The 16,634-nt window shown below is 65.8% G+C and carries 15 protein-coding genes and 1 other RNA gene; 5 read left to right on the top strand and 11 right to left on the bottom strand.

Annotated elements, in window-relative coordinates; genetic code table 11:
- Positions 1-45: 45 nt before the first annotated feature.
- The 10 genes from lapB to gyrA all read right to left on the bottom strand — a co-directional run bounded on the left by lapB (position 46) and on the right by gyrA (position 12,138).
- The gene (gene lapB, locus AC1DW0_RS10715) at positions 46-1,191 is read right to left on the bottom strand and encodes a lipopolysaccharide assembly protein LapB (protein WP_457390102.1); all 1,146 of its coding nucleotides are present in this window, start codon (positions 1,189-1,191) and stop codon (positions 46-48) included.
- Positions 1,181-1,480 (bottom strand): LapA family protein, encoded by a 300-nt coding sequence (locus AC1DW0_RS10710; protein ID WP_056202107.1) that lies wholly within the window; start codon positions 1,478-1,480, stop codon positions 1,181-1,183. The genes lapB and AC1DW0_RS10710 overlap by 11 nt, the downstream gene beginning before the upstream one ends.
- Before the next feature lie 26 nt (positions 1,481-1,506).
- On the bottom strand, positions 1,507-1,806 hold the full coding sequence (locus AC1DW0_RS10705; RefSeq protein ID WP_056202110.1) for an integration host factor subunit beta: 300 nt from the start codon (positions 1,804-1,806) through the stop codon (positions 1,507-1,509).
- Positions 1,807-1,917: 111 nt separating this feature from the next.
- Entirely contained in the window at positions 1,918-3,633 is a 1,716-nt protein-coding gene (gene rpsA, locus AC1DW0_RS10700) for a 30S ribosomal protein S1 (RefSeq protein WP_082532915.1), read from the bottom strand.
- A 169-nt stretch (positions 3,634-3,802) separates the two neighbouring features.
- Entirely contained in the window at positions 3,803-5,803 is a 2,001-nt protein-coding gene (locus AC1DW0_RS10695) for a bifunctional 3-phosphoshikimate 1-carboxyvinyltransferase/cytidylate kinase (RefSeq protein ID WP_477945784.1), read from the bottom strand.
- Entirely contained in the window at positions 5,803-6,699 is an 897-nt protein-coding gene (locus AC1DW0_RS10690; RefSeq protein ID WP_056202119.1) for a prephenate dehydrogenase, read from the bottom strand. The genes AC1DW0_RS10695 and AC1DW0_RS10690 overlap by 1 nt, the downstream gene beginning before the upstream one ends.
- 2 nt (positions 6,700-6,701) lie before the next feature.
- Positions 6,702-7,799: a prephenate dehydratase gene (pheA, locus tag AC1DW0_RS10685; RefSeq protein ID WP_056202122.1), complete on the bottom strand. Its 1,098-nt coding sequence runs from the start codon at positions 7,797-7,799 to the stop codon at positions 6,702-6,704.
- Entirely contained in the window at positions 7,792-8,883 is a 1,092-nt protein-coding gene (serC, locus tag AC1DW0_RS10680) for a 3-phosphoserine/phosphohydroxythreonine transaminase (RefSeq protein ID WP_477945782.1), read from the bottom strand. The genes pheA and serC overlap by 8 nt, the downstream gene beginning before the upstream one ends.
- 14 nt (positions 8,884-8,897) lie before the next feature.
- Positions 8,898-9,479: a DUF2059 domain-containing protein gene (locus tag AC1DW0_RS10675; RefSeq protein WP_056202128.1), complete on the bottom strand. Its 582-nt coding sequence runs from the start codon at positions 9,477-9,479 to the stop codon at positions 8,898-8,900.
- A gap of 4 nt (positions 9,480-9,483) precedes the next feature.
- Complete coding sequence (gyrA, locus tag AC1DW0_RS10670; RefSeq protein WP_056202130.1) at positions 9,484-12,138, bottom strand: DNA gyrase subunit A; 2,655 nt, start codon at positions 12,136-12,138, stop codon at positions 9,484-9,486.
- A gap of 264 nt (positions 12,139-12,402) precedes the next feature.
- On the opposite strand from gyrA, the gene ompA reads away from it, so the two are divergent.
- The 4 genes from ompA (at position 12,403) to ssrA (ending at position 14,896) form a co-directional block, all read left to right on the top strand.
- Entirely contained in the window at positions 12,403-13,059 is a 657-nt protein-coding gene (ompA, locus tag AC1DW0_RS10665; protein ID WP_056202133.1) for an outer membrane protein OmpA, read from the top strand.
- Positions 13,060-13,133: 74 nt separating this feature from the next.
- Positions 13,134-13,838, top strand: a complete 705-nt coding sequence (gene ubiG, locus AC1DW0_RS10660; RefSeq protein ID WP_056202136.1) for a bifunctional 2-polyprenyl-6-hydroxyphenol methylase/3-demethylubiquinol 3-O-methyltransferase UbiG — start codon at positions 13,134-13,136, stop codon at positions 13,836-13,838.
- A gap of 32 nt (positions 13,839-13,870) precedes the next feature.
- The gene (locus tag AC1DW0_RS10655; protein ID WP_477945778.1) at positions 13,871-14,509 is read left to right on the top strand and encodes an HAD-IA family hydrolase; all 639 of its coding nucleotides are present in this window, start codon (positions 13,871-13,873) and stop codon (positions 14,507-14,509) included.
- Between the two features lie 14 nt (positions 14,510-14,523).
- Positions 14,524-14,896, top strand: a transfer-messenger RNA (tmRNA) gene (gene ssrA, locus AC1DW0_RS10650).
- Between the two features lie 60 nt (positions 14,897-14,956).
- On the opposite strand, the gene lexA is transcribed toward ssrA, so the two are convergent.
- Entirely contained in the window at positions 14,957-15,628 is a 672-nt protein-coding gene (gene lexA, locus AC1DW0_RS10645) for a transcriptional repressor LexA (protein ID WP_056202140.1), read from the bottom strand.
- A 68-nt stretch (positions 15,629-15,696) separates the two neighbouring features.
- On the opposite strand from lexA, the gene AC1DW0_RS10640 reads away from it, so the two are divergent.
- Entirely contained in the window at positions 15,697-16,632 is a 936-nt protein-coding gene (locus AC1DW0_RS10640; protein ID WP_477945776.1) for an asparaginase, read from the top strand.
- Positions 16,633-16,634: the final 2 nt, after the last annotated feature.

Below are 16,634 nucleotides of genomic sequence, written 5' to 3'. Positions count from 1 at the left end.
AGGCGCACCGCGTTCAGCGGTGTGCGGCTGGGCGAGGGGCTTCATCTACGCAAGCTCCTCAATGGGTTGCGGCGGATAGCTGTCCCAGTTGAGGCAGGCCGGGCATTGCCAGAAGTAGTGGGCGGCCTCGAAGCCGCAGGCGGCGCAGCGATAGCGCTGCAGCGGCTTGGCGGCCTTTTCCAGCGTCTGGATCATGGGAGCGGCCTCGTCGGCGGGCAACGCGCCGGCATTGAGCTTGAGCAGCTCCGTGGCGGCCGACAGGGCCGGCTGCTCGCGCAGATGGGCCGCGAGGCGCTCACGTTGGGGGCCAGGCTGCAGGCCTGCCAGTGCGCGCAGCAAATGCATGCTGGGCGAGCGGTGGTATTGCTCGCTGATCAGCGCGATGGCGCGCTCGGGCTGGCCCAGAGACTTGGCGGCGGCGGCGCAGTCGGCTGCAACGAGGTTGAAGGCCGGCGGATTGGCTGCGAGCAGCTTGGTGAAGGCGGCAAGCGCGGCTTCGGCCTGGCCGGCCTTCAGCAGCATCTGGCCCTGCAGCACATAGGCGCGGGCCGCTTCGGGCGCGCGGCGCTGCGCCTGTTCAAGCAGGGAGGGCACCAGGTCGATATGCCCCTGGGACTGGGCGACCAGGGCCTGCTCGCAGAGGTAATGCGCGATACGACCGGAGAAGGAGCCCGTACCTGCGGCTTCCAGTTCTGCGGCAACCTCGGCGGCCTTGGCCCAGTCGCGCGAACGCTCGTACAGCGACAAGAGGGCCAGGCGCGCCTCACGCTCGAAGGCGGTACCGCGCAGTTCGGCATAGGCCGCCTCGGCGCGGTCGAACAGGCCGGCCTTGAAGAAGTCCTGGGCCAGTTCGTGCTGGGCGCGATCGCGGTCGGTCTTGGGCAGGTCGCCGCGGCGCAACAAGTGCTCGTGCACGCGCACGGCGCGCTCGGTCTCACCGCGGCGGCGGAACAGGCTGCCCAGGGCGAAGTGCAGCTCGGAGGTGTCGGGGTCGTTCTGGACGGCCTCGATGAAGGCATCGATGGCCTTGTCCTGCTGTTCGTTCAGCAGCAGGTTCAGACCCTTGAAATAGGCCTTGGGCGAATCACGCTGTTCCAGCTTCCACTGCTTGGAGTCGAGCTTGGAGGCCAGCCAGCCGAGGACGAAGACGACGGGCAGGACAAAGAGCAGCCAGCGCGGATCAAACTCCATCTTGGTGGGCGGCGTAAGGGGCTGCGGGGACTTCGGGTGTGGGTTGGGGCATGCCGGGCAGGGGTTCGACGCGTTGGGCGGCGCGGCGGTGGCGCCACCAGGCGGGCACCATGGCCAGCACGCCAAAGGCGGCGCCGAAGCCGAAGGCCAGCAGCACGATGATGACCTGCGGCGCGCGCCACTCGTGGCCGAAGAACCAGCGCACGACGGCTTCGTGGCTGTTGTTCAGCGCGAAGGCGAACAGTGTGAAGAAGAGCAGGGCTCGCAGGAGCCAGACGAGGGTGCGCATGGCCCGGGATTCTGACTCAGGCGGGGTCAGGCGTCCGTCACAGGAAGATGCTTGTCGACAGCCTCGCGCAGCGCCTTGCCGGGCTTGAAATGAGGAGCCAGTTTCTCGGGGATCATGACCTGCTCGCCGCTGCGCGGGTTGCGGCCCACGCGCGGCGGGCGGCGGCTGATGGAGAAGCTGCCGAAGCCGCGGATCTCGATGCGGTGGCCGCGTGCGAGAGCGTCGCTCATCGCGTCGAGGATGGTCTTGACCGCGAACTCGGTGTCGCGCTGGGTCAATTGGCCAAATCGTTCGGCGAGCACGGCGACGAGGTCGGAGCGGGTCATAAGCGAGGCAGCTTGTCGGTCTTGGAATTGAAACAGGCCCGCTGGCGAGGCCGGCGAGCCTGTGGGGAGCATACCCGGCCTCCGAGGAGACCGGGCAGGTCAAACAGGGCCTTAGTTGCCCTGGTTGTCCAGCTTGGCGCGCAGCAGGGCGCCCAGGCTGGTGGTGCCGGCGTTTTCACGCTCGCTCGACTGGCTCAGGCGCGTCATGGCTTCCTGGTTGTCGGCGTTGTCCTTGGCCTTGATGGACAGCTGGATGTTGCGGGTCTTGCGGTCGATGTTGACGACGACGGCGGTGACTTCGTCGCCTTCCTTCAGCACGTTGCGGGCGTCTTCCACGCGGTCGCGGGAGATTTCCGAAGCGCGCAGATAGGCCATCACACCGTCAGCCAGCTCGATCTCGGCGCCGCGCGGGTCGACGGTCTTGACGATGCCGGTCACCGATGCGCCACGGTCATTGATCGTGGTGTAGGCGGTGAAGGGATCGCTGTCCAGCTGCTTGATGCCCAGCGAGATGCGCTCGCGCTCGACGTCCACGGCCAGCACGACGGCTTCGACTTCCTGGCCCTTCTTGAAGTTGCGAACGGCGGTTTCGCCGGTCTCGTCCCAGGACAGGTCGGACAGGTGCACCAGGCCGTCGATGCCTTGCGCCAGGCCCACGAACACGCCGAAGTCGGTGATCGACTTGACCGGGCCCTTGACCTTGTCGCCGCGCTTGACGTTCTCGGCGAACTCTTCCCACGGGTTGGCCTTGCACTGCTTCATGCCCAGGCTGATGCGACGCTTGTCTTCGTCGATTTCCAGGACCATGACTTCGACTTCGTCGCCCAGCGAGACCAGCTTGCTGGGGGCGATGTTCTTGTTGGTCCAGTCCATTTCGGAGACGTGCACCAGGCCTTCGATGCCCGGCTCGATCTCGACGAACGCGCCGTAGTCGGCGATGTTCGTGACCTTGCCGAACAGGCGCGTGCCGGTCGGGTAGCGGCGCGCAACGCCGAACCATGGGTCGTCGCCCAGCTGCTTGATGCCCAGCGAGACGCGGTTCTTCTCGGCGTCGAACTTCAGGACCTTGGCGGTCAGTTCCTGGCCAACCGTCACGACTTCGGACGGGTGACGGACACGGCGCCATGCCATGTCGGTGATGTGCAGCAGGCCGTCGATGCCGCCGAGGTCGACGAACGCACCGTATTCGGTGATGTTCTTGACCACGCCGTTGACGATGGCGCCTTCGGACAGCGTCTCGAGCAGCTTGGCGCGCTCTTCACCCATGGAGGCTTCGACCACGGCACGACGCGACAGCACAACGTTGTTGCGCTTGCGGTCGAGCTTGATGACCTTGAATTCCATGGTCTTGCCCTCGAACGGGCTCATGTCCTTCACCGGGCGGGTGTCCAGCAGCGAGCCGGGCAGGAAGGCGCGGATGCCGTTGACCAGGACGGTCAGGCCGCCCTTGACCTTGCCGGAGACGGTGCCGGTCACGAAGTCGCCGGACTCCAGGGCCGTTTCCAGGCTCAGCCACGAGGCCAGGCGCTTGGCCTTGTCGCGCGACAGGATGGTGTCGCCGTAGCCGTTTTCGATGGCGTCGATGGCGACGGAGACGAAGTCGCCGACCTGGACTTCCAGTTCGCCCTGGTCGTTCTTGAACTCTTCGATGGGCACGTAGGCTTCGGACTTGAGGCCTGCGTTGACGACGACGAAGTTGTGTTCGACACGAACGACTTCGGCCGAGATCACTTCGCCAGCGCGCATGTCGGAGCGCTGCAGCGACTCCTCGAACATGGCGGCAAAGGATTCCATGCCGGAGGCTTGGGCGGTTTGGGTTTGGGACATGTGATGGATCCTGATGCGCCGGGGAACCCCGGACGCGGCGTGCAGACAAGCTGCGGGTTAAGTTGTTGACATCGCGACCCTCAGTGAACTGACGTTCGGAGGGAAGGGCCGCGGGCCGTGGCGTCTCAAGCCTGGACCTTCTCTGGCACCTCGTGCGTAACGAGGCGCGTCAAAAAGGCCTGCGCTGTTGCCACCAATCCAGCACCTGATCCACCGAGGCTTCGATGGTCAGCGCCGAGTTGTCGAGCAGCTGCGCGTCCTGCGCGGGTTCCAGTGGCGAGGCTGAGCGGTTCTTGTCCCGTTCGTCCCGCGCCTCCAGATCTTCGCGCAAGCTGTCAATATTAGCCGAAATTCCTTTGGAAATCAACTGCTTATGCCTTCGCTCAGCGCGCGTCGCGGCGCTGGCGGTGAGGAATACCTTGAGGGAGGCGTCAGGGAAGATGGCTGTGCCCATGTCGCGGCCGTCGGCGACGAGACCAGGCAGGCGGCGGAAGTCGAGTTGCAACTGATGCAGGGCCTTGCGCACCTGAGGATGGACGGCGACCTGTGAGGCCAGCAGGCCGGTCGCTTCGGCTCGCAGCCGGGCACTGACGTCTTCCTGGCCCAGGAAGACATGGCCATCGCCGAACCGCAGTTGCAGCGTCGGCACGATGGCGGCGACGGCGTCGCCGTCATCCAGGTTCAAGCCGGCGCGGCGCGCGGCCAGGCCCGCGACGCGGTAGAGCGCACCGGAATCAAGCACGCCAAAGCCGAGCGCCTTGCCCACCTCATCGGCCAGCGTGCCCTTGCCGGAGGCGGTCGGGCCGTCGATGGTGACGACCGGAATGTCGGCAGCGTTGGTCATCACGACGCCGAACAGCGTCTCGAAGTAGTCCGGGAAGGTCTTGGCGACGCAGTGCGGCTCGAGGATGCGCACCGGCACGGCCTGCGCGCTGACAAGGCCGTTGAAGGCGGCCAGCGAGAAACACATGGCGACGCGGTGATCGTCGTAGGTGTGGATGGCCGCGGCCTTCCAGTCCTGCAGCGGTTCAACCCGGATCCAGTCCGGCCCTTCGTCGACCGTGGCACCCAGCTTGCGCAGCTCGGCGGCCATGGCAGCAATGCGATCGGTCTCCTTGACGCGCCAGCTGGCGATATTGGTCAGCGTGGTCGGGCCGTCGGCATAAAGCGCCATCACTGTCAACGTCATCGCCGCGTCGGGGATGTGGTTGCAGTCCAGCGTGATGCCCTTCAGCGGCCAGGCGCCGCGGCGGACTTCCAGCCAGTTGGGCCCGGCCTTGACCTGCGCACCCATGGCGGCAGCGGCCTCGATGAAACGCACATCGCCCTGCAGGGATTCGCTGCCGACACCTTCGATGCGGATCGGCGTATCGATCGCGGCGATGGCGCCGAGGCCGACGAAATAGGACGCCGAGGACGCATCGCCCTCGACGAAGACCTCGCCGGGCGAGCGATAGCGGCTTCCGGCCGGGATGATGAAAGCCTCCCAGCCTTCACGCTTCACCGCGATGCCAAAACGCTCCAGCAGGGCCAGCGTGATCTCGATATAGGGCTTGGAGATCAGCTCGCCGATGACCTCGATGCGAATGTCGCGCTCGGCCACCAGCGGCAGGGCCAGCAGCAGGGCCGTGAGGAACTGGCTGGACACGTCACCGCGCACGCGCACCGGCGTGTCCAGCGCGAGCTGGGACGGGCCGCGCAGGCGCAGCGGCGGGTAGCCTGCATTGCCGAGGTCGTCGATCTCGCAGCCCAGGCCGCGCAGCGCGTTGACGAGATCGCCGATGGGGCGCTCATGCATGCGCGCCACGCCGGACACCTCGAAGCTCGCCCCCTGCGTCGCGGCCAGCAGAGCGAGCGCTGCGGTCAACGGTCGCATGGCGGTGCCGGCGTTGCCGAGAAAGAGTTTGGCGTCCTTGGCGCGAAGGCGGCCACCCAGGCCGTCGATGACGACGGCCTCGCCTTCGTTCCAGACGCCGCAGCCGAGCGCCCGCAGCGCATCGAGCATGACGGCCGTGTCGTCGGACGCCAGCAGGTCGCGCACGACGGTCTTGCCTTCGCTCAAGGCTGCCAGCAGCAGCACGCGGTTGGAAATGCTCTTGGAACCGGGCAGGCGCACGGTGCCTGCGGCGCCGCGCAGGGGCGGCAGGTCGAGAAAGGGGATCTTGAACATCACTTGCCGGCTGGTCGGCCGGGAGGAGGGGCAGGGGGCGGATTGCCCCAGGCTGAACGGCCTTCGGAGATGGGACGCAGCGCGGCTTCCAGGGCCGGCGCGTCACCGGATTCGATCAGCGCTTCGAGCTGATCCAGCATGGTGCGAAAACGCTTGGACTGGGCCAGCACCTCGTGCTTGTTGGCCAGCAGGATGTCGCGCCACACGGACGGCTCACCGGCGGCGATGCGGGTGAAGTCGCGAAAGCCTGGGCCGGCCAGGCTCAGGTAGTCGCGCGCGGCCGGCTGCTCGGCGATGGCCTGGAAATAGGCAAAGGCCAGCAGATGCGGCAGGTGGCTGACCGCGGCGAAGGCCGCGTCATGGTTGTGCGGCCGCATCTTCAGCACCGTGGCGCCCAGCGCGGACCAAACATCGGTGGCGCGTTGCACCAATTGCGGATTGGTGAAGGGCTGGGGCGTCAGGATGACCTGGCGGCCTTCGTAGAGATTCGCCTCGGCATGCTGGACACCGCCTGACTCCTTGCCGGCAATCGGATGGCAGGGCACGAAGCTGGAAGAGCGGTCACCCAGGGCACGGCGCGCGGCCTCGATGACGTCGCATTTGGTCGAGCCGACGTCCATGAACAGGACACCTGGATTGACGAGGTGGCGGATGGCCTTGAGCGTGCTCTCGGTGGCCGACACGGGTACCGCGATCAGCACGATGTCCGAACCTGACACCGCCAGCAGCGCCGATTCGGCGGCCACGTCGATGACGCCCAGCTTCTTGGCCTGCTCCGTCGTGGACGGCGACTTGCTGTAGCCGACGACGCGTTTGACCAGGCCGGCTTTTTTCATCGCCAGCGCGAAGCTGCCACCCATCAGGCCGCATCCGATCACGCCGAGCTGTTGAAACATGGTTAGTTTTTCACCGGGTAGGCGCCCAGCATCTTGAAGAAGGCGCAGAGCTCGCGCAACTCAGCCAGCGCGTCGGCGACGTGGCGCTGCGTCGGATGGCCGTCGAGGTCGATGTAGAAGTAGTAATCCCACTGGCCGGTACGGGCCGGGCGGGACTCCAGGCGGGTCATGGACACGCCGTGCTTCTTCAGCGGCACCAGCAGATCGTGCATGGCGCCGGGCCGGTTGGGCACGGAAACGACCAGGCTGGTGCAGTCGCGCCCGGTGGCCGGCGGTGTGGCCATCGTCTGCGGCAGGCAGATGACGGCGAAGCGCGTGCGGTTGTATGCCTCGTCCTGGATGGCGTGGGCCGTGATGTGCAGGCCGAAAACCTGCGAGGCACGTTCGCTGCCCAGGGCGGCCCAGGCCGGGTTGGTGGCGGCCAGGCGCGAGCCCTCGGCATTGCTGGACACGGCGCGGCGCTCGACGTCGGGCAGGTGCTTGTTCAGCCAGTTCTGGCATTGGGCCAGGGCTTGCGGGTGCGCGAGCACCGCTTCGATGCCGTGCATCGAAGGCTCCTTGCGCATCAGGTTGTGGCGGATCAGCAGGCTGACCTCGCCGACCACATGGCAGGGCGTGTGCAGGAACAGGTCCAGCGAGCGCGTGACGACGCCCTCGGTCATGTTCTCGACGCCGACGACGCCGAACTGCGCGCTGCCGCTGGCCGTCGCGTGGAAGACCTCGTCGAAAGTGGCGCAGTAGGTCATGTCGGCGGCGCTGCCGAAGTATTCGAGAGCGGCCTGCTCGCAGAAGGTGCCGATGGGGCCGAGCACGGCGACGCGCTGCGGCGACTCCAGCGCCAGGCAGGCGGACATGATCTCGCGCCAGATGGCCGCGACGTGCTCGGACTTCAACGGCCCCGGGTTGGCAGCACGGATCTTGTCGATGACCTGGGCGACGCGGTCCGGGCGAAAAAAGGGTGTGCCCTCGGCGCGCTTGATCTCGCCGACTTGCTCGGCGACGCGGGCGCGCTGGTTCAGCAGGTCCAGCAGCTGGCGGTCCAGGCCGTCGATCTGGTCGCGCAGCGCGAGCAGTGCCTGGGAGGCGACAGGTTCAGCCATGGCGGGCCTCGAAGTCCTTCAGGAATGACACCAGCGCCTGCACGCCTTCCAGCGGCATCGCGTTGTAGATGGACGCGCGCATGCCGCCTACCGACTTGTGACCCTTGAGCTGCAGCAGGCCAGCGGCCTTGGCCGCGGTCAGGAAGCTCTCGTTGAGCTTCTCATCCTTCAGGAAGAAGGGCACGTTCATGCGCGAACGGCAGCTGGCGTCGACGCGGTTTTCGTAGAAGCCGGAGGCATCCAGCGTCGCGTAGAGCAGGCCCGCCTTGTCGATGTTGCGCTGCTCAATGGCGGCCAGGTCGCGCTTGCCGGCGTACTCAAAGCCTTTCACCCACTGGAACACCAGACCCGCCACATAGATCGCGAAGGTTGGCGGCGTGTTGAACATGGACTGGGCTGCCGCTACGGTTTCGTAGTTGAAGGCCGAAGGACAGATCTCCAGTGCGCGGCCCAGAAGGTCTTCGCGCACGAAGACCAGGGTCATGCCGGCCGGGCCGATGTTCTTCTGCGCGCCGCCGAAGGCCAGGCCGATGCGGCTCCAGTCGATGGGGCGCGACAACAGGTGGGAGGAGCAGTCGATGACCAGCGGCACGCCGTTGCCGATACGGGGCAGGTCATGGAATTCGACGCCGTCGATGGTCTCGTTGGTGCAGACGTGGACATAGCTCGCGTCGCTGCGAAGTTGCCAGTCGCCGGGGATGGCATGCCCGCTGCCGATGTCGGCGGCGATCTGCACGTCGGCATAGCGGCGCGCCTCGGCGGCGCTCTTGCGCGACCAGGAGCCCGTCACGACGACATCGACCTTGCCGCCACGGCTCAGGTTCAGCGGCACGATGGCGTTTTCACCCAAGCCGCCACCCTGCATGAAGAGGATGCGGAAGTTGGCCGGCACGGCGAGCAGCTCGCGCAGATCCCGCTCAGCCGCTTCCGCGATGGAGATGAACTCCTTGCCGCGGTGGCTCATCTCCATGACGCTCATGCCACTGCCGTGCCAGTCCAGCATCTCGGCCGCCACCTGTTGCAGCACCGGTTCAGGCAGTGTGGCGGGGCCGGGGGCGAAATTGAACGGGCGGGCTGTGGTCATCGAGATCCGGGAGGCTACTTCTTGGGCGCGGAGGCTGCGGGCTTGGGCGCGGCGGCCGGCGGAGGCTGCAGGCCCAATTGCTTGGCCAACGTGGTCTGCAAGGCCTTGAGACGGCCTTCCAGCGTGGGGCCGGCCTCGGCCATCACCTTTTGCGCGACGGCCTTCTGCAGTTCGACGCTGGCAAGGCCGAATTTCTGGCTGACCGGCGATTCTGCCCAGGCGACGACCTGCTTCAGTTCGTCCTCGTTGAAGCGTTCGTCCAGCAGGGCCGAAGCCGTGGGCCCAATCGCCTTGGCGATCTTGTCCTTCAGGTAGGGCACGTTTTCCTCGATGAACTTCTTCAGCTCGGCGTCCATGGCCTTGGCCGTCGCGTCGCGCTTCTCGGGCGGCACTTGCTGCAGCGCGGCGCGGCCGCCTTGCGTCAGCTGCGGCAGGGGTTGCTGCACGATGCTGGCCGCCATGCTGTCGGCCATGCCCTGCTGCTGCAGCGCCACGATCTTGTCGATCAGAGCCTTCTTGGCCGGCGACGGATCGGCCAGGGCGGTGCCAGTGGCCAGGGCCAGGGCGAGGGCCAGGCCCAGGTTGCGAGAGGTCATGTGATCAGTCCTTGGGGGCTTCGGAGGAGTCATCGGTAAGGCCGGCCTCGCCATCTTCGGCAGGGGCATCGGTCTCGTTGGCGTCGTTCTCGACGATGCGCTGCAGGCCGGACAGCTTGCTGCCGTCGTCCAGCGCGATCAGTGTGACGCCTTGCGTGGCGCGGCCGAGTTCGCGGATTTCGCTGACGCGGGTGCGCACCAGCACGCCCTTGTCGGTGATCAGCATGATCTCGTCCTCGGGGCGCACCAGCGTCGCGGCGACGACGCGGCCATTGCGCTCGCTCTGCTGGATGGCAATCATGCCCTTGGTACCGCGGCCGTGGCGCGTGTACTCAACGATGGACGTGCGCTTGCCGTAGCCGTTCTCGGTGGCGGTCAGCACGCTCTGGGTTTCGTCTTCGGCCACCAGCATGGCGATGAGGCGCTGGTCGGGCTCGAGCATCATGCCGCGCACGCCGCGGGCGGTGCGGCCCATCGGGCGCACGTCGTCCTCGTCGAAGCGCACGGCCTTGCCGCCGTCGCTGAACAGCATCACATCGTGGTGGCCGTCGGTCAGTGCGGCGCCGATCAGGTGGTCGCCCTCGTCCAGGTCGACGGAGATGATGCCGGCCTTGCGGGGATTGCTGAAGTCCTTCAGAGAGGTCTTCTTGACCGTGCCCATGGCCGTGGCCATGAAGATGAAGTGATCTTCAGGGAAGCTGCGGAACTCGCCGGTCAGCGCCAGCACGACGGTGATCTTCTCGTCGGCCTGCAGCGGGAACATGTTGACGATGGGCTTGCCGCGCGAGTTGCGCGAGCCCTGCGGTACTTCCCAGACCTTGAGCCAGTAGACGCGGCCGCGGTTGGAGAAGCACAGCAGCCAGTCGTGGGTGTTGGCGATGAAGAGCTGGTCGACCCAGTCGTCGTCCTTCGTCTGCGTGGCCTGCTTGCCGCGGCCGCCGCGCTTTTGAGCGCGGTATTCGCTCAATGCCTGGCTCTTGATGTAGCCGGTGTGCGAGAGCGTCACGACCATGTCGGTCGGCGTGATGAGGTCTTCGGTGCCGAGTTCCTGGGCGTTGTGCTCGATGACGCTGCGGCGAGCGCCCAGCTTGGTCTGGCCGAACTCGTTCTTCAGCTGCACCAGCTCGTCGCTGATGATGGTTGTCACCCGGGCAGGCGTGGCAAGGATGTTGAGCAGATCGGCGATCTCCGCCATCACTTCCTTGTACTCGCCGACGATTTTGTCCTGCTCCAGGCCAGTCAGGCGTTGCAGGCGCATCTGCAGGATTTCGCCAGCCTGCGATTCCGACAGGCGGTACAGGCCGTCGGCCTGCATGCCGTACTCGGGCTCCAGGCCTTCGGGACGGTAGGCGGAGGGGCCACCGGCCGACAGCGTCTCGGTGCGCGACAGCATCTCGCGCACCAGCGACGAATCCCAACTCTTGGCCATCAGGGCAGCCTTGGCGACGGGCGGCGTCGGCGAGGTCTTGATGGTCTCGATGAACTCGTCGATGTTGGCCAGCGCTACCGCCAGGCCTTCCAGCACATGGCCGCGCTCGCGGGCCTTGCGCAGTTCGTAGATCGTGCGGCGGGTCACCACCTCGCGGCGGTGCTCCAGGAACACGATGACCATGTCGCGCAGATTGCATAGCTTGGGCTGGCCATCGACGAGGGCGACCATGTTCATGCCGAAGCTGTCCTGCAGCTGCGTCTGCTTGTACAGGTTGTTCAGCACCACCTCGGGCACTTCACCGCGCTTGAGCTCGATGACCACGCGCATCCCGGACTTGTCGGACTCGTCCTGGATGTGGCTGATGCCCTCGATCTTCTTTTCCTGCACCAGTTCGGCAATGCGCTCAAGCAGGGTCTTCTTGTTGACCTGGTAGGGGATCTCGTCAACGATGATCGACTGGCGCGAACCCTTGTCGATGTCCTCGAAATGCACCTTGGCGCGCATGACGACGCGGCCGCGGCCGGTGCGGTAGCCATCGCGCACGCCAGCCAGGCCGTAGATGATGCCGGCGGTCGGGAAGTCCGGCGCCGGGATGATCTCCATCAGCTCGTCAACGGTGCATTCCGGGCTCTTCAGCGCGAACAGGCAGGCGTCGACAACCTCGTTGAGGTTGTGCGGCGGGATATTCGTGGCCATACCCACGGCAATACCCGAAGCGCCATTCACCAGAAGATTCGGCAAACGGGTCGGCAGTACCAGGGGTTCCTTATGGCTGCCGTCATAGTTGGGTCCGAAATCGACGGTTTCCTTGTCGATGTCAGCCAACATTTCGTGAGCGATTTTGTCGAGACGAATCTCGGTGTATCGCATTGCAGCGGCGTTATCTCCGTCGATCGAGCCGAAGTTGCCTTGACCATCGATCAGCATGTGGCGCAGGCTGAATGGCTGCGCCATGCGGACGATGGTGTCGTAAATGGCCGAGTCGCCGTGCGGGTGGTATTTGCCCATGGTCTCGCCCACCGCCTGCGCACTCTTGCGGTACTTGGCGTTGTAGGTGTTGCCCATCTCGTTCATCGCGTACAGCACGCGACGGTGCACCGGCTTCAGGCCGTCACGCGCATCGGGCAGGGCGCGTCCCACGATCACGCTCATCGCGTAGTCGAGATAGGAGCGGCGCATCTCCTCCTCGAGGCTGATCGGGAGGGTTTCCTTGGCGAACTGGGTCATGCGGCAGGATGACGCACGCGCTACACGGCCGCGGCGTCCTCAGAGGTAGGTGAAAGGCGCGAATTCTATGCGGCCCGCCCCCCTGTAGCAGCAGCGCAACATCGTCACCATGGCCTTGAACGTAGGCCGCCACAATGCGTTGGTCTCGGTGCCCCCATGGCACAATCGTCGGGTCCCTAGGAGAAACCCTAAAGTCTCTCCTGAGGTTAGAGGTTGAGTACTGACTCTCGCAGGGCAACTGCGGCATTCCTTGAGAGGAGAATCATGAAGAAACTGAATCGTGTGGCGTCGCTGTTTGCGGTGGCCGCGGTCGCCGTTGCTGCGTCTGGCGCATCGGCCCAAGCTATCGACAACTGGCGCGCAACCGACGGCACCGTCTGGAAGAACGGCACCAACGAATATTGCTGGCGCGACAATTTCTGGACACCCGCTACGGCCGCCAAGGGCTGCGACGGCGAAATCAAGCCGGCACCCAAGGTTGAGCCGCCGGTACCGGTTGCTCCCCCGCCTCCGGCCCCGGCTCCCCAGCCTCCGAAGCCGGTTCCCCCGCCGCCTGCTCCGGTCAGCGAGAAGGTTACCTTCGCCGCTGATGCCTTCTTCGACTTCGACAAGTCGACGCTGAAGCCCGAAGCCACCGCCAAGCTGGACGACCTGGTCAGCAAGACCAAGGGCATCAACCTGGAAGTCATCATCGCCGTTGGCCACACCGACTCGGTGGGCAGCGATGAGTACAACCAGAAGCTGTCGATCCGCCGCTCGGAAGCCGTCAAGGCCTACCTGGTTGGCAAGGGTGTCGAGCCGAACCGCGTCTACACCGAAGGCAAGGGCGAAAAGCAGCCCGTCGCCGACAACAAGACGACCGAAGGCCGCGCCAAGAACCGCCGCACCGAGATCGAAGTCGTCGGTACGCGCAACAAGTAAGCTCAGCGCCCTCGGGCGCTTTGCGCAAAGCCCCGCACGGTCCGCCGTCGGGGCTTTTCTACTTTCTGGATGTCATGACGATCAACGCCGATCCGCAAGAGCTCGCCAAATTCGGCGAACTGGCCCACCGCTGGTGGGACCCCGAGAGCGACTTCAAACCGCTGCACGAGATCAACCCGCTGCGCCTGGGATGGATTCAGCAGCTCTGCCCTTTGGCAGGCAAGCGTGTGCTGGACGTCGGTTGTGGCGGCGGCATTCTGAGCGATTCCATGGCACGTGCCGGCGCCCAGGTGCTGGGCATCGACCTGTCGACCAAGCCGCTGCGCGTCGCAGAACTGCACGCCATGGAGGCGGGGACCGAAGGCGTGGAATACCGCGAAATCGCTGTCGAAGTGTTGGCCACTGAACAACCGGCCAGCTTCGACGTGGTTACCTGCATGGAGATGTTGGAGCATGTGCCCGACCCGGCCTCGGTCGTGCGGGCGCTGGCGACGCTGGTCAAGCCCGGCGGCTGGGTCTTCCTATCGACGCTCAATCGCAACGCCAAGTCGTTCTTGCTCGCCATCGTTGGTGCGGAGTACGTACTGCAGATGCTGCCCAAGGGCACGCACGAATATGCGCGCTTCCTGAAGCCGTCGGAGCTGTCGCAGTTCTGTCGCGACGCCGGGCTTGAGCTGCAAGGCAGCCGCGGCCTGACCTACAACCCGCTCACGCAGCGCTACAGCCTCGGCAGCGACACCGACGTGAACTACCTGCTGGCTTGCCGCCGTCCCGCTTGAAGCTCCCTGCGCCTTGGTCGCATTTGCGGGCCGTGCTGTTCGACCTGGACGGCACGCTGATCGACAGTGCTGCTGACCTTGCGGCGGCGGCCAATGCGATGCGCGCCGATCGTGGTCTCACCCCGCTGCCGTTGCCGCAATATCGGCCGCATGGCGGCTCCGGCGCGCGCGGCATGCTGGGCCAAGCCTTCGGCGCGGCGCCTGGTCAGTCGGGCTATGAGGAACTCAAGCGTGAATTCCTGGATCGTTACGAAGCGCTGATGTATGACAGCACGCGCGCCTTTGTCGGCATCGAGGCGGAACTTCTCGGGCTCGCGGATGCGGGCCTGGCATGGGGCATCGTCACCAACAAGGCCGAGCGCTTCGCCTTGCCGTTGGCCAAGGCGCTGGGTCTGGCGGCCGGCGCCATCGTGGGCGGCGACACGACAGGGCACACCAAACCGCACCCCGCCCCGCTGCTGGAAGCCGCACGCCGCCTGGGCATGCCACCCCGGTCCTGTCTCTACGTCGGGGATGACGAACGCGACATCCTGGCCGGTCGCGCTGCCGGCATGGCAACGGCCGCTGCAGCGTGGGGCTATCTCGGCCATAGCGGTGAATTTCGTCATTGGGGCGCCGACCTGGAGCTGTCCGCGCCGGGTGAGCTCTTGAAAGCGCTCGGTCTGGCCTAAGATGCGAGGTCTCTGGGGCCGACTTGGTTTCGACGTGGGTGCGGATCCGGAGTAGGGCATGTCGAGCACCAGTCCGCTCGTAAAACCACTGGAAACAAAGTAACTGCAAACGACTCTACGTTCGCACTCGCCGCTTAATTGCGGATGAGCTTCTCAACGGCAGGCCGATGGGCCGGGCTGAGTTCCGCAAGGGGCAAGGCTGAGAAGTCACTCACATCGGCTGGCGTCGCACCGGGTCACTCGGTGGGGCGTGAGATCAAGTGACTGGCGGGAAAGCTAGCGTGCCACTGCGCGAGTTGACCGTGAGATTCAAATCAGCCGGCTAAACATGTAGATCTGCCCGGTGATGGCTTGCGGACGGGGGTTCAATTCCCCCCGGCTCCACCATCCAATTGAGAAGGCCCGTGTCGGTGACACGGGCCTTTTTTCATCTCGAGTGCGCCGGGGTCAATTGAACCCCTGTCCGCGAATCAGCCCAACAGCCAGGCCCTCGATGCTGAAGCTCTCGCTGTGCTCATCGACGCGGATGGGCTCGAAATCGGCGTTCTCGGGCAGCAACTGGATGCCATCAGGCCCACGCTTGAAGCGCTTGACCGTGACCTCGTCGCCGACCCGAGCCACGACGATCTGGCCATTGCGCGCCTCCTTGGCCGACTGCACGGCCAGCAGGTCGCCGTCGAGGATGCCGATGTCTTTCATGCTCATGCCCTTGACCTTGAGCAGGTAGTCGGGCTTCCTAGCGAACAGGCCGGGCTCGACCGTATAGGTCTGCTCGACATGCTCCTGCGCCAGGATGGGCGCGCCCGCAGCCACTCGACCGATCAGGGGCAGCGTCAACTGGGCGAAGTGGGGAATCGGAAGGTTGAATTGGCGGGCGCGGTTGACGGCGCTCAGCGCATCGGACTTGAGGCGAATGCCGCGCGAGGTGCCGCCGACGAGTTCCAGCATGCCCTTGCGAGCCAGGGCCTGCAGATGCTCCTCGGCCGCGTTGGCGGATTTGAAACCCAACTCGGCGGCAATCTCGGCGCGGGTGGGTGGCGAGCCGGTGCTTTCGATCGCGTTGCGGACCAGGTCGAAGATCTGCTGCTGTCGGGCGGTAAGCTTGGGTCGGTCTTGCACGGGGCGGCCTTTTCGTCAGGGCTGGAAATTTGTCCAGCACCTGTATTTTCATCCAGGAATCCAAGAAATTGCAAACCTTTGACCGTCTGATCGTCATTCTGGGCACCGGCGGCACGATTGCCGGCACTGCCAAAACCGCCAGCGACGGTGTGGGCTACACGGCGGCGCAATTGAGCGTTGAGGATTTGCTGGCGGCAGTGCCCGCGCTGTCGGGCCAGAAGCTCGAGGCGCAGCAGGTTGCCCAGCTCGACAGCAAGGACATGGATTTCGCGACCTGGCAGCGGCTCGCAGTCGCCGTACAGCAGCACCTCGACCGGCCTGAAGTCGCTGGCATCGTCATCACCCATGGCACGGACACGCTCGAGGAGACCGCCTACTTCCTGCAGCGCGTGCTGGCACCTGTCAAGCCCGTCGTTCTGACGGCCGCGATGCGGCCGGCGACGGCGCTGGCGCCCGACGGGCCGCAAAACCTTTTCGATGCGGTGCAGGTGGCAGCGACGCCCGATGCGGCGGGCGTCGTCGTCGCATTCGCAGGCCGTGTGCACGATGCGACCCAGGTGCGCAAGACACACAGCTATCGCGTTGACGCCTTCGAGTCGGTCGACGGGGCGCTGGTGGCGCGGGTGGAGGAGGGCGTCGTGCGCCAGCTTGGCCGCTGGCCCGTGGGCGATGGCCTGGGGCTGGCGCGCATCGCCCGGCCGGCCGCACGCTGGCCGAGGGTCGAGATCGTCATGAACCATGCCGGTGCGGATGGCGTTGTCGTGCGGGCGCTCTGCGCGGCAGGCATCGACGGGCTGGTCGCCGCTGGCACGGGCAACGGCACGCTCAGCACCACGCTGGCTGCCGCGCTGCACGAAGCCCGGGCCGGTGGCGTCAAGGTCTGGCGCAGCACGCGCTGCGACGCCGGCCCGGTCATGGACTTGCCCGGGCTGCTGCCCAGCGCCGGCGCGCTGAGCCCGGTCAAGGCCAGGATCGAACTGATCCTGCGCCTGCTGGGCGACTGAGC

Source organism: Roseateles sp. P4_D2, assembly GCF_056401875.1.
Note: the sequence above shows the minus strand (reverse complement) of the source record. Positions and strands in the feature narration are given on the sequence as shown.